Origin of the sequence: Halioglobus japonicus, from assembly GCF_001983995.1 — a bacterium.
GTDB classification, from domain to species: Bacteria; Pseudomonadota; Gammaproteobacteria; order Pseudomonadales; family Halieaceae; genus Halioglobus; species Halioglobus japonicus.
Window position 1 is genome coordinate 3,913,380 of the sequence record NZ_CP019450.1, and the last position, 11,920, is coordinate 3,925,299.

Below are 11,920 nucleotides of genomic sequence, written 5' to 3' on the forward strand. Positions count from 1 at the left end.
CTACCATAGCGCGGCCGGCGCCGCGCCTACAAAAAAGAGCAGGATTAACGGGCTGGGAACAGCCTCGAGAGGTAGTAATCCACGCTGGTATAGCGCCCGCCGCCAGTGAATAACAGCGAGAACAGCATCACCAGATAGGTCACCGCGAACTCAATACCGTTGTTGAGCACTACAAAGCTGCCTTTCTCGGTCAGCCAGGAGTAGTTGCCATGTTCACGCAGAATGTCTTTGGCGGCACCCAGGCGCACCGCCACTTCCTGGGAGCTGGAGTCGGCAATCGCGGCCCAACCGTGGGGCCAGTGGACAGCAAAAATCGCCACTACCATGGTGATCATGAGGGGGATGGAAATCCAGCGGGTTGCCAGGCCCAGCAGCAGCAACAGCGCACCAATAGCCTCGGTGTAAGCCGCCAGATACGCCAGCAACTCAGGCGCCGGCAGGCCCAGCCCCCAGTCGGGGTTGCCAAACCATTCAATGGTGCTGTCGATACCCTTGATTTTCTGGGTGCCCGCCATCCAGAACACCGGCACCAGATAAAGTCGCAACGCCAATGGCGCCAGGCCATCGAGGTGTTGCAGGCGCGGAAAAATAGCGCTGTGTATGGTGTAATACCACTGTGCAATTGCGTTCATTGAGCATTCCCTACCGAATTATTCACTCTGTGACAGCAAATACCGCCAAAAGGTTTCATCAATTCCGAATTTTGCGCCAAGGCTCCACCCTGGGATGACCACAACATTTAAAGACTATCGCAAGGAAGCCGCCGCCGTCGGCGCTATTGCCTGGCCCACTGTGATTGCCCAGCTGGCGCAAATGGGCACGGGTGTCGTCGACACCGTGATGGCCGGGCGCTACAGCTCGGTCGATCTGGCGGCGATTGCGATCGGTTACAACATCTGGCTGCCACTGTTCCTGCTGACTCTAGGCATCATGCTGGCTGTCTCGGTCATCGTCGCCCAGGATTTTGGCGCGCGCAAAATCCAGGCGATCCGCGACATTCTGCCGCAGTCGCTGTGGCTGGCCATCATTCTGGGCGCCATTGTGGGGCCAATTTGCTATCAGATGGGACCCTTGTTGGATATGCTCGAGCTCGATCCCATCACATCGGACAAAAGCCTGGCCTATATGCAGGCGGTGGCATTCGGCCTGCCCGCAGTGGTGATTTTCCAGGCCCTGCGCTGCCACACCCAGGGACTTGGCATAATGCGTCCCTTTGCCGTTGCCAGCGTGCTCGGTTTTATCGCCAACATCCCCCTTAACTATATGCTGATCTATGGCAAGTGGGGGGCACCCGAACTGGGCGCAGCGGGCTGCGGCTGGGCCACCGCCATCTCCATGTGGCTTAGCCCACTGCTCATCGGTGGCTATATCCTGTTCAGCAAAACCATCAAGCCCTACCTCCCGGAGCGGATCATGGTGGCGCCCGACTGGACAGCCATAGGACAAATTCTGCGTCTGGGCTTACCGATCGGACTGACCTTCTTCCTGGAAATTGGCGTCTTTACCGTGGTCAGCTTGATGATTGCCACATTGGGGAACAATGCCATGGCGGCACACCAGATCGCCTACAACGTATGGGATGTGGTTTACATGCCGCTGATCAGCGTGGGCTCAGCCATGGCCACGCGGGTGGGTCACGCTATCGGCAGCGGCCGACACGAGCAGATCAAGCTCGCAGTGGCAACAGGCACAGGCATGACGTTGCTCGTGGGCGTTGTCTCAACCGTAGTGTTGCTCTCTATTCCGTCGCTCATCATCAGCGCTTACACCGCCGAGTCGGGTATCCATGTAATTGCGCTGCGCCTGGTGCAACTGGTGGCCATTTTTATCGTCATCGATTCGACCCAGGTGGCGGCCTCTTATGTGCTACGCGCGTTTAAAGACACTCGCTTCCCGTTCCTGGTCATGTGCTTCGCTTATTGGGGCTTATCGCTGCCGCTGTCCTGGTGGCTGGGTCTGAAAGTGGCAGAAAACCCCTCAGATGGCACCGCCGGCATCTGGGTCGCGTTAATCGCGGGAATTTGCTTTTCGACCGTGCTGGTGGGCTGGCGCCTATACGGCAAGCTACAAAAACTGCCCGTCAGCGCTGCTGCGCACAATCAGGGCATTCAGGACGGGCCGCAAGCCTGAGCTGCTGCTGCTCGGCGGTACGCAGGTCCATCATAAGCAGCCGGCCCCGCAGGGGTTCACCGAACCCTGTGAGCAACTTCAACGCCTCCATAGCCTGCAGCGCGCCGAAGATGCCCACCACCGGCGCCAAAACGCCGCTGTCACTGCAGCTCAGGGCCGTTTCAGCGCCTTCACTGGGATACAGGCAGCGGTAACAGGGGCCGCCGCCGGCAACATCAAACACCGAGAGCTGCCCTTCACTGCGCACGGCCGCGGCCGACACCATTGGGATACCTGCGGCAATGCAGGCCCGATTCAGGGCGAAGCGGGTGGGAAAGTTATCACTGCAATCCACAACGAGGTCGACAGCTTGCACCGCAGCGGCAAGCGCGTCGCCAGCTAGGTGCTCTGTGAGCGTAGTTACCGTCACACCGGGATTAATATCAGCAATGCTCGCCGCGGCAGACACCGCTTTGTTGCGGCCAATATCGGCCTCGCCATGGGCAAGCTGGCGCTGCAGGTTACTCAACTCCACGGCATCGCCATCCGCCAGCACCAGCGTGCCAACTCCGGCCGCCGCCAGGTACAGGGCCGCCGGACAACCGAGGCCACCCAATCCTACAATCAAAACCCGGGATTCCAGCAATCGCTCCTGACCAGCCACATCGAAATCGTGGAGCAGAATCTGGCGGTTGTAGCGTAATAACTGCTCGTCACTCAACACTCAGCTGCCCTCCACTAATACGCTCGTGGCCACCCAGATCGCGCCGTGACATCACCGCAGAAAAACCATTATCGGTCAGCAATTGGCGTACGGCCGGCGCCTGGTCATAGCCGTGCTCCAGCAGCAGCCAGCCACCCGGGGTGAGGTAATCGCCCGCGTTGGCACACAAATGCGCGAGATCGGCCAACCCCTGAGCCGCCGCCACCAGCGCACTATCGGGCTCAAACCGCACGTCACCCTGGCTTAGATGGGGATCGCCGGGGCAATATAGGGTGGGTTACTGACGATCAGGTCAAAGTGCTCTCCGGACAGTGCTGAAAACCAGTCAGATTCCAACACAACCACCTGCTCGAGCTGACAGCGACGGGCATTGCGCAGAGCAAGCGCCACGGCCTCGGTACTGGCATCGGTGGCGGTAATCTGCCAGCCGGGCTTCGAATGCGCCAGGGCCAGTGCAATGGCGCCGGTACCCGTGCCGAGGTCGAGCGCCCTCACCGGCTCGTCCAGTGGCAGCTCCAGGGCCCACTCTACGAGCGTTTCTGTATCGGGACGGGGAATCAGTGTAGAGGGATTTACCTCCAGGTCGAGCGACCAGAATTCACGCTGACCTGTCAGGTGCGCCACCGGTTCGCCGCGCTTGCGACGCGCCAGCAGTGCCTGAAACTGCGCCAGCGTCTCGCCTTCAACGGCGGCCTCCGGCCAGGTATACAACCAGGTACGGGATTTTGCCAGACAGTGTCCGAGCAACACTTCGAGGTCGCGGCGCGGGCTGTCACCGGGGAGATCGTCTACGCCCTGCAGCAACTCGGCCACGGTGGCCATCAGCCCGCCAGTGCTGCCAGCTGATCCGCCTGATACTCCTGCCGCAGTGGGCCAACCACGGCGTCCAGCTCACCTTCCATTACCTCTGCCAGCTTGTAAAGAGTCAGGTTGATGCGGTGGTCGGTCAGGCGTCCCTGGGGGAAATTGTAGGTGCGAATGCGGTCACTGCGATCACCCGTACCCACCAGGTCGCGACGCATGGAGGCCTGCTCTTCAGCGGCTTTGTCCTGGGCACTGGTCAACAGCTTTGCCTGCAGCAGCGACATAGCCCGAGCCCGGTTCTTATGCTGGGAACGCTCGTCCTGGCACTCCACCACAATACCTGAGGGCAAGTGGGTGATGCGCACCGCGGAGTCGGTCTTGTTCACGTGCTGGCCCCCGGCACCGGAGGCACGGTAGGTATCAACCCGCAGGTCGGCCTTGTTAATTTCCACCGCGTCGACCTCTTCAGCCTCAGGCATTACGGCCACGGTGCAGGCGGAGGTGTGGATTCTACCCTGGGACTCAGTCTCTGGAACCCGCTGTACGCGGTGCGCGCCAGACTCAAATTTGAGGTGCGCATATACGTCGCGACCCTCGACCCTGGTGATAATTTCCTTATACCCGCCGTGTTCGCCAGGGCGCTCGGACAGCACTTCTACTTTCCAACCCATGCCCTCGGCGTAGCGCGAATACATACGGAACAAGTCCCCGGAGAAAATCGCCGCCTCGTCGCCACCGGTACCGGCGCGAATCTCGAGAAAAACGTTGTGAGAATCGTTGGGGTCGCGCGGGAGTAACAGCGTTTGCAGCTGCGATTCGAGGACCTCGAGTTGCGCGCTGCCTGAATCGATTTCCTCGCGGGCCATATCGCGCAGATCAGGATCATCGTCCTCCAGCATCAACCGCGCCTCTTCCAGGTCACTATTGACCTGACTGAAATCGGCGTAGCATCGCACCACCTCTTCCAATTCCGCATATTCACGGGACAGGTCTCGGAAGCGGTTCTGATCAGCGATGGTCTCGCTGTCGCCCAACAGGGCCGCAACCTCTTCGTGGCGGTCTGTGAGGGTCTCCAGTTTACTCAGGAGGGATGCTTTCATTGCAATGTGTGTCTCGAATGATCGGTATCTTCAGCGCTGATATCCACACCCTGGGTGGATTCGGTACTGGTCTCAGGGTCGCTCGGTGCCTGTACGCCGAGCAGCCGGCTGGCATCTTCCAACGCCTGCTCACGACCGCTGGCGGAAATTTCCTTCAAGCCGGCGGTCGGCGCATGAATGAGTTTGTTCATCAGCGAGCGCGACAATTGCGTGAGCAGTTTGGCAGGATCCTCGCCCCGGGCCAGGGAGCGCAAGGCCCGCTGTAATTCCTGCTCACGGGTCTGGTCGGCGGCGCTACGATATTCCTTGATGACATCGACTGCACCGAGTCGACGGGTCTCCGTGACATAAGCCTGGACACCCTCTGCGATAATGACGTCAGCCTTGCGCGCCTCACTCTGGCGGCTGCGCAGATTCTCGTCGACAATCTCGCGCAGGTCATCGACGCTGTAGAGATAGATATCACGCAAATCGCCCACTTGCGGCTCGATATCCCGTGGCACGGCAATATCGACCATTAACATGGGCCGGTGTTTGCGAACTTTGATCGCCTGCTCAACTGCTCCCTTGCCGAGAATAGGCAACTGGCTCGCTGTAGATGTGATGACAATATCTGCCGCCGGGAGCTGAGTCGGAATATCCGCCAGCAGCACCGCTTCAGCGCCAAACTGCTGGGCAAGCTCTCGGGCCCTGCCGAGAGTTCGGTTGGCGATGACAATTTGTTTTACTCCGGCATCAATCAAGTGGCGCGTCACCAGCTCAATCGTCTCACCGGCACCCACCAGCAACGCCTGACAGTTCGCGAGATCCGAAAAAATATGCCCCGCCAGATCGACCGCGGCATAGGCCACCGACACCGGGTTCTCGCCAATGGCCGTATCCGTGCGAACCTTCTTGGCGATGGTGAATACCCGCGGGAACAAACGCCCCAGTTCACTGGCCACAGTGCCTGCTTCAGAAGCTACCGCAAATGCCGACTTCAATTGGCCGAATATCTGAGGTTCACCCAACACCATGGAATCCAGACCGCTGGCCACTTGGATGATATGCGACAGTGCCGCTTCCGCCTCGTAGTGGTAGGCAGCGCTGCGCAGTTCCTCAGCGGGTAAATGATGATAATTGGCGATCCAGTCAATGAGATTGGCGGCCCGCTCTGCCAGCGGCTTGCCCACAGGGACAATGCCGTACAGTTCGGTGCGGTTGCAGGTAGAGAGAATCACCACCTCATCTACCTCGCCGGTCGCACAGGCGTCCGCCAACGCCTCAGCCACTTGCTCAGGGGCAAACGCAACCCGCTCGCGCACTTCAACGGCGGCGGAGTTGTGATTGATTCCGAGGGCAATCAAGTTCATGGCTGGTCGTTCTGGCTCCTGCAAAAGGGCTGTTCAAAAACCGACGCACCTTAGCACATCCGATCAAAAATTTCTGTGATTTTAACAAGTTAGCCAGCTCATAACAGGCTTCCAACGATCCACCCGGGCTGTGGGTTTCAGGGCCCGTCTATGTCATCATAGCTTGCCTGACGCCATTCGGACCTGACTCGATGTACCGCTTCCTCGCCACCGCCTGCTGCTTTGCGCTGCTCACCGCCTGCGCCAGCACCGACACGCACGAGGAAATTGCAGTGCCTGCGGTCGCCGCCAGCACGCCGGAACAGGCGCCCAAGCCTGCTCCGCCCATCCCGGAACGCCCCATTCCCGCAGACAGCGTCTACTCGCTGATACTGGCGGAATTCGCCATGCGCCGCGGCGATTACAACACAGCGCTGGACGCCTATCTCGAGGAGGCGCCTACCTTGGGCGACGTAGGCGTGGCGCGACATACAACCCACCTGGCTCAGTATATGCGCCGGCCGGAAGAATCCCTTGAGGCCGTGCAGCTGTGGCTGGCGCTGGAGCCAGACAGCGTCGAGGCAAACAATACTGCTGCCAGCCTGCTGGCCGCACAACAGCAGCCGCTGCAGGCATTGCCGCACATGGCGGTGGTAGCGCGATCCGATGTCCAGGCCAACTTTCCGCTACTGCTGCAGGGGTTCAATCAGCTACCTCCGGCGCAGCAGGCCGAACTGGTGGCAGGCCTGAATACGCTCGGTGAAGAGTTTCCCGACGACCCCGCCCTGCTAATGACCCAGGCGCTGATTCACGCGGAATTCCAGCAGTACCCCCAGGCCCAGGCTAAGCTGGACAAATTATTCACGGTTGACCCACTGCAGCACCAGGCGCTCCTGCTGGAGGCCCGGGTGCGCCTCAAACAGCAGGAGCAGGACCCATTCCGCCACATCAGAACTGTCCTGGAAGCGCATCCGGAAGATTCTCGCCTGCGCCTGGAATACGCCAAGCTACTCACCAGCACCGATATCGTCGCAGCCCGCGAACAATTCGAAATATTGTCGGCCCAGTCACCACAGGACGCCGACCTGCTACTGTCACTGGCCCTCATCAATCGTGAGAACGGCGATGACTTAGTGGCACGGGCCTACCTGCAGCAGATGTTGGCCCTCAACGCGCGCAACGACGAAGCCCACTACTACCTGGGGCGAATTGCCGAGGATCGCAGCGAACAGGGCGAGGCCGTGCGCCACTACCAGCAAATCGGCGACGGCCGGCAGTATCTGGCTGCCAATCAGCGCCTAGGCCAGATTCTGATCGACAGCGGCCAGTTCGAAGAGTGCCGCGACTGGTTTGCCAGCCAGCGCTTGCGGCTCCCTGCACGCAGCGAACAGCTCTACAATATTGAAGCGGACCTGCTTAGCAGCGGTGGCTATCTGGGGGCCAGCCGCGAGGTGCTGAACCAGGGCATTAGTGATTTCCCCGAGTCGGAGGCACTACTGTACGCGCGATCCATGGTCAGCGAACAACAGAATGACCTGGACCTCATGGAGCGCGACCTGCGCACCATACTCGCCAATGACCCAGATAACGCCACCGCACTGAACGCACTGGGCTACACCCTCACCAATCGCACCGACCGCCACGACGAGGCCCTTGAGTTGATCAGTCGGGCCCTGGAACTGGACCCGGAAGAGCCGGCTATCCTCGACAGCATGGGCTGGGTGCTTTTCCGCCAGGGGCGTGTTGAAGAATCACTGGAGTACCTGATGCGCGCCTATGCCGCATTTCCTGACCCGGAAGTGGCTGCCCACCTGGGCGAAGTGCTATGGGTCAGTGGCGATCACGAATCCGCCACCCGTGTCTGGCAGGGCGCGCTACTGCGCGACCCCAATCACCCGGTACTGCTGAGCACCCTGGAGCGCCTGGGCGTTGAAACCCACCTGCAAACGCTGCCCGGCACTGAGGCCGCTGCAGAACAGTGAACACCCTGACACGGACTCTTCTGCCGGGGTCATTCCTGGTGCTGACAGCCTGCGCAGGAATAGCGCCGCCACCTCCCCACTGGAGCGAGCAGCAGGCGCGTCTGGAGGCCTTCGACCAATTCACCGCCCGCGGCAAGATTGCGTTGCGCACCCCCACCCAGGCGGAATCCGCCAGCCTCACCTGGCAGCAAGCCGGACAAAACACCCAGCTGCATCTACAGGGTCCGCTCGGAATCGCTGCCACCACCGTGGAGAGCGATGGGTTCCATGTCGAGATCCGCCAGGGCGACGACATCCAGTATTGGACAACCGACAAGGTCCCGCCCGGGTCGGAGTGGGACCTGCCCCTGCAATCAATGCCATACTGGCTGCGCGGCATACCAGACCCCAACACCACCAGCGACGCACTGGAGTTTGACCCGGACACCGGCCGGCCTGCCCGGCTGTCGCAACAGGGCTGGGAGGTCACCTACAGCGGCTTCGGCACCTTCGCCGAGCTCACGCTGCCCACCCGTATGGAAGTGTCGCGCGACGATACCTGGGCCAGGATTATTGTGCGCCGCTGGGAAGAGACCGCTACCCGTGACTGACTCGATCACGCTCTTGTCGCCGGCCAAGCTCAACCTGTTCCTGCACATTACCGGGCGACGCAGTGACGGCTACCACGAACTGCAAACCCTGTTCCAGTTGCTGGACTGGGGCGACACCCTCACGTTCACCCCTGACGATAGCGGCGCCATCACCCTGTCTGGGTCGCCGTTTGATATCGAACTGCAGGACAATCTCATCTACCGTGCCGCAGCGCAGTTGCGGACAGGACATCGCGGCGTGCACATTGAAGTGACCAAGCGCATTCCGGAGGGCGGCGGCCTCGGTGGCGGCAGCTCAAACGCGGCCACCACATTGCTGGCACTGAACCACCTCTGGGCACGCGCTTTCAGCAGTGAAAAACTGCAGCAAATCGGGGCCAGCCTCGGCGCTGACGTCCCGGTTTTCGTGGCCGGCCACACCGCCTGGGCGGCGGGTGTCGGGGAAATTCTGGAGCCAGTGGAAATGCCCGAGGAGTGGTATGTGATCGCCGCTCCCAACTGCCATGTTTCGACGGCAGAAATTTTTTCACACGAGCAATTGACACGGGACACCTCTCCCATCACAATAGCCGCCTTTTTCGAGGGGCACTCCCGCAACGACTGCCAGGATCTCGTTAGAAACTTCCATCCGGAAGTTGATAACGCGTTGAATATCCTGGGAAAATTTGGAAGTGCCAGGTTGACCGGAACCGGAGCATGCGTGTTCGCAAGCTTCCCTGAAAAGGCCCAGGCCCAAGCGGTCCTGAGCCAACTGCCCGCGGAACTGAATGCCTTCGCGGCAGCGGGGGTGAATAAGTCACCCGTGCTGGAGGGACTGGTCAACAGCTAGAGTTTACTGGGGTGTCGCCAAGCGGCAAGGCACCGGGTTTTGATCCCGGCATTCGCAGGTTCGAATCCTGCCACCCCAGCCATATTCAGAAATGCCATACATCGGGTGGTGTGTGGCATTATTTTTATGTGCAGCATTCGTCGATTCGCTTTAAAAGGTAACGTCCAGTGTCCTCGAAGATGATGGTTTTCACGGGTAACGCCAACCCTGAACTCGCTCAGAAAATTGCCAGCCGCCTGTATCTCAACCTGGGACATGCGGATGTCGGCAAATTCTCCGACGGCGAGATCGCAGTTGAACTGAATGAAAACGTCCGCGGCAAGGACGTCTTCGTGGTCCAGTCAACCTGCAACCCCACCAACGACAACCTGATGGAGTTGCTGGTGATGATCGACGCCCTGCGTCGTGCCTCGGCAGACAGCATTACCGCGGTAGTGCCCTACTTTGGCTACGCCCGCCAGGATCGCCGAGTACGCTCTGCCCGCGTACCCATTACTGCTAAAGTGGTGGCGGACATGATGGTAGGCGTCGGTGTAGACCGGGTGCTGACCATGGACCTGCACGCAGAGCAGATTCAGGGCTTCTTCGAATGCCCGGTGGACAACGTATACGGCTCGCCGATTCTGATCGACGACATCGTGGCACAGCAGTACGAAAACCAGATCGTGGTATCGCCGGACATCGGCGGTGTAGTCAGGGCCCGCGCCGTCGCCAAGCAGCTGGACGAAGCTGACCTGGCCATTATCGACAAGCGCCGCCCCAAGGCTAACGAAGCCCAGGTCATGAACCTGATCGGCGACGTGGAGGGCCGCACCTGCCTGCTGGTCGACGACATGGTCGACACTGCCGGCACACTTTGCCAGGCGGCCAACGCGCTGAAAGAGCGCGGTGCACTGGGTGTATATGCCTACTGTACTCACGGAGTACTGTCCGGCAAAGCCCTGGAAAATATTCGGAATTCCCAGCTCGACCAGCTGGTAATCACCGATACGATTCCCCTCTCTGAGGAGGCTCGCGGCATCGAAAAGATCCGCGTGCTAACCACCTCTGACCTGCTGGCTGAGTCCATGCGTCGGGTGGCCAACGGGGAATCTATCAGCGCGCTGTTCAGTTAAGAACAGCTTTTATGAACCCACTGCCGCACCGGTCGCAGGTGTTGCAGTGAATATCAAAGGAGTCTGACAATGTCTGACCAATTTGAAGTACAAGCCGAACTGCGTGAGGACATGGGGAAAGGTGCGAGCCGCCGCCTGCGTCGTCTCGCCGACAAAATCCCTGCCATCATCTACGGTGGTGACAAGGAACCCCAGTCTCTGACCATCATCCGCAAGGACCTGGAAAAGTCTCTGGAAAACGAAGCGTTCTACTCCCACGTACTGGAAGTGAACGTAGGTGGTGATGTACAGAAAGCAATCCTCAAGGATCTGCAGCGTCACCCCGCCAAAGACCTCGTAATGCACGCTGACTTCCTGCGTGTCGACGACAAGGTTGCCATTAAAGTACACGTGCCCATTCACTTCCTGAACGAAGAGAACTGTCACGGCGTGAAGATGGAAGGCGGCATGATCCAGCACCAGGCGACTGACATCGAAGTTAGCTGTCTGCCCGGCGACATCCCCGAGTTCATCGAAGTGGATATGCTCGAGATCAAAACTGGCGAGATCGTTCACCTGTCTGACGTCACTCTGCCCGCAGGCGTAACTTCCGTTGCCCTGGCTCTGGGTGAAGACCACGACCTGGCGATCGCCTCTGTCGTTGCGCCGAAGGGCGGCAAAGACGACGATGAAGTCGAAGCTGCTGCTGACGACGCCGCTGAAGAAGGCGAAGGCGAGGAGTAATTCCTCGCCTCCTGGCTCCCGCGTTGACAGCCATCAAGCTGATCGCCGGCCTGGGTAACCCCGGTAGTGAATACCGGGGCACCCGCCACAACGCGGGCGCCGATTTCGTTGAGGAGCTGGCGCGCCAATGCGGTGCTACTCTCTCGGCGGAATCCAAATTTTCCGGTCTCGCTGGCCGTATCACCTACGCCGGTCACGACCTCAGATTACTCATCCCCACAACCTTCATGAATCGCTCCGGCAAGGCCGTTGCAGCGATGGCCCAATTTTTCAAAATTGCCCCGGAAGAGATCCTCGTCGCCCACGATGAACTGGATATTCCCGCAGGTACGGCCAGGTTCAAGCAAGGTGGGGGCCACGGCGGCCACAACGGCCTGCGTGACATTGTGCCCGCACTGGGCAACAACAAGAAGTTTCATCGCCTGCGAATCGGCATTGATCACCCCGGCCACGCCTCCAAGGTCTCGGGCTACGTCTTAAGCCGCCCCTCACAGGTAGACCGCGATCGTATCGATGCCAGTATCGACGAGGCCATCAGCGCCTTGCCTCTGCTACTGGACGGCGACGCCACCAAGGCGATGACCCGATTACACAGTTTTAGCGCAGCCTAGCT

General features: G+C 59.9%; 13 protein-coding genes and 1 tRNA gene. 8 read left to right on the forward strand and 6 right to left on the reverse strand.

Annotation, left to right across the window (positions count from 1 at the left end; all coding sequences use genetic code 11):
* Nucleotides 1-44: 44 nt before the first annotated feature.
* Complete coding sequence (locus BST95_RS18430; protein WP_084200879.1) at nucleotides 45-632, reverse strand: HvfX family Cu-binding RiPP maturation protein; 588 nt, start codon at nucleotides 630-632, stop codon at nucleotides 45-47.
* Between the two features lie 94 nt (nucleotides 633-726).
* Here BST95_RS18430 and BST95_RS18435 point away from each other — a divergent pair, with 94 nt between their 5' ends.
* Nucleotides 727-2,130, forward strand: a complete 1,404-nt coding sequence (locus tag BST95_RS18435; protein WP_084200880.1) for an MATE family efflux transporter — start codon at nucleotides 727-729, stop codon at nucleotides 2,128-2,130.
* On the opposite strand, the gene BST95_RS18440 is transcribed toward BST95_RS18435, so the two are convergent.
* Genes BST95_RS18440 through hemA form a run of 5 tightly spaced genes read right to left on the reverse strand, consistent with a single transcriptional unit; the run spans nucleotide 2,081 to nucleotide 6,089 of the window.
* Nucleotides 2,081-2,833: a HesA/MoeB/ThiF family protein gene (locus BST95_RS18440; RefSeq protein ID WP_066059898.1), complete on the reverse strand. Its 753-nt coding sequence runs from the start codon at nucleotides 2,831-2,833 to the stop codon at nucleotides 2,081-2,083. The genes BST95_RS18435 and BST95_RS18440 overlap by 50 nt on opposite strands.
* Nucleotides 2,823-3,065 (reverse strand): class I SAM-dependent methyltransferase, encoded by a 243-nt coding sequence (locus BST95_RS21185; RefSeq protein WP_338073392.1) that lies wholly within the window; start codon nucleotides 3,063-3,065, stop codon nucleotides 2,823-2,825. The genes BST95_RS18440 and BST95_RS21185 overlap by 11 nt, the downstream gene beginning before the upstream one ends.
* Nucleotides 3,066-3,076: 11 nt before the next feature.
* Entirely contained in the window at nucleotides 3,077-3,655 is a 579-nt protein-coding gene (prmC, locus tag BST95_RS18445) for a peptide chain release factor N(5)-glutamine methyltransferase (RefSeq protein WP_338073393.1), read from the reverse strand.
* Nucleotides 3,655-4,737: a peptide chain release factor 1 gene (gene prfA, locus BST95_RS18450; RefSeq protein ID WP_084200881.1), complete on the reverse strand. Its 1,083-nt coding sequence runs from the start codon at nucleotides 4,735-4,737 to the stop codon at nucleotides 3,655-3,657. Before prfA ends, prmC begins: the two co-directional genes overlap by 1 nt.
* Nucleotides 4,734-6,089: a glutamyl-tRNA reductase gene (hemA, locus tag BST95_RS18455; protein ID WP_084200882.1), complete on the reverse strand. Its 1,356-nt coding sequence runs from the start codon at nucleotides 6,087-6,089 to the stop codon at nucleotides 4,734-4,736. The genes prfA and hemA overlap by 4 nt, the downstream gene beginning before the upstream one ends.
* Before the next feature lie 191 nt (nucleotides 6,090-6,280).
* Between hemA and BST95_RS18460 the strand changes: the two genes are divergently transcribed.
* The 7 genes from BST95_RS18460 (at nucleotide 6,281) to pth (ending at nucleotide 11,918) form a co-directional block, all read left to right on the forward strand.
* The gene (locus BST95_RS18460; RefSeq protein ID WP_084200883.1) at nucleotides 6,281-8,050 is read left to right on the forward strand and encodes a tetratricopeptide repeat protein; all 1,770 of its coding nucleotides are present in this window, start codon (nucleotides 6,281-6,283) and stop codon (nucleotides 8,048-8,050) included.
* Nucleotides 8,051-8,088: 38 nt separating this feature from the next.
* Nucleotides 8,089-8,640 carry a lipoprotein insertase outer membrane protein LolB gene (gene lolB / locus BST95_RS18465; protein WP_169843997.1) on the forward strand — a complete coding sequence of 184 codons (552 nt, stop codon included), beginning with the start codon at nucleotides 8,089-8,091 and terminating at the stop codon, nucleotides 8,638-8,640.
* A complete protein-coding gene (gene ispE / locus BST95_RS18470; protein WP_084200885.1) occupies nucleotides 8,633-9,469 on the forward strand; it encodes a 4-(cytidine 5'-diphospho)-2-C-methyl-D-erythritol kinase in 837 nt (278 codons plus the stop codon). The genes lolB and ispE overlap by 8 nt, the downstream gene beginning before the upstream one ends.
* 7 nt (nucleotides 9,470-9,476) lie before the next feature.
* Nucleotides 9,477-9,551 (forward strand) — tRNA-Gln (locus BST95_RS18475).
* A 100-nt stretch (nucleotides 9,552-9,651) separates the two neighbouring features.
* Nucleotides 9,652-10,584: a ribose-phosphate pyrophosphokinase gene (locus BST95_RS18480; RefSeq protein WP_066059950.1), complete on the forward strand. Its 933-nt coding sequence runs from the start codon at nucleotides 9,652-9,654 to the stop codon at nucleotides 10,582-10,584.
* A 69-nt stretch (nucleotides 10,585-10,653) separates the two neighbouring features.
* Entirely contained in the window at nucleotides 10,654-11,307 is a 654-nt protein-coding gene (locus BST95_RS18485) for a 50S ribosomal protein L25/general stress protein Ctc (protein ID WP_084200886.1), read from the forward strand.
* Nucleotides 11,308-11,330: 23 nt separating this feature from the next.
* Nucleotides 11,331-11,918, forward strand: a complete 588-nt coding sequence (pth, locus tag BST95_RS18490) for an aminoacyl-tRNA hydrolase (RefSeq protein ID WP_084200887.1) — start codon at nucleotides 11,331-11,333, stop codon at nucleotides 11,916-11,918.
* The last annotated feature ends 2 nt before the right edge of the window (nucleotides 11,919-11,920 follow it).

Bases quoted from the DNA above. Each gene is read 5' to 3' on its own strand.
- BST95_RS18430 (WP_084200879.1), bottom strand. From the start codon at position 632: ATGAACGCAATTGCACAGTGGTATTACACCATACACAGCGCTATTTTT.
- BST95_RS18460 (WP_084200883.1), top strand. From the start codon at position 6,281: ATGTACCGCTTCCTCGCCACCGCCTGCTGCTTTGCGCTGCTCACCGCC.
- BST95_RS18480 (WP_066059950.1), top strand. From the start codon at position 9,652: ATGGTTTTCACGGGTAACGCCAACCCTGAACTCGCTCAGAAAATTGCC.
- hemA (WP_084200882.1), bottom strand. From the start codon at position 6,089: ATGAACTTGATTGCCCTCGGAATCAATCACAACTCCGCCGCCGTTGAA.
- prfA (WP_084200881.1), bottom strand. From the start codon at position 4,737: ATGAAAGCATCCCTCCTGAGTAAACTGGAGACCCTCACAGACCGCCAC.
- BST95_RS18485 (WP_084200886.1), top strand. From the start codon at position 10,654: ATGTCTGACCAATTTGAAGTACAAGCCGAACTGCGTGAGGACATGGGG.
- prmC (WP_338073393.1), bottom strand. From the start codon at position 3,655: ATGGCCACCGTGGCCGAGTTGCTGCAGGGCGTAGACGATCTCCCCGGT.
- BST95_RS18435 (WP_084200880.1), top strand. From the start codon at position 727: ATGACCACAACATTTAAAGACTATCGCAAGGAAGCCGCCGCCGTCGGC.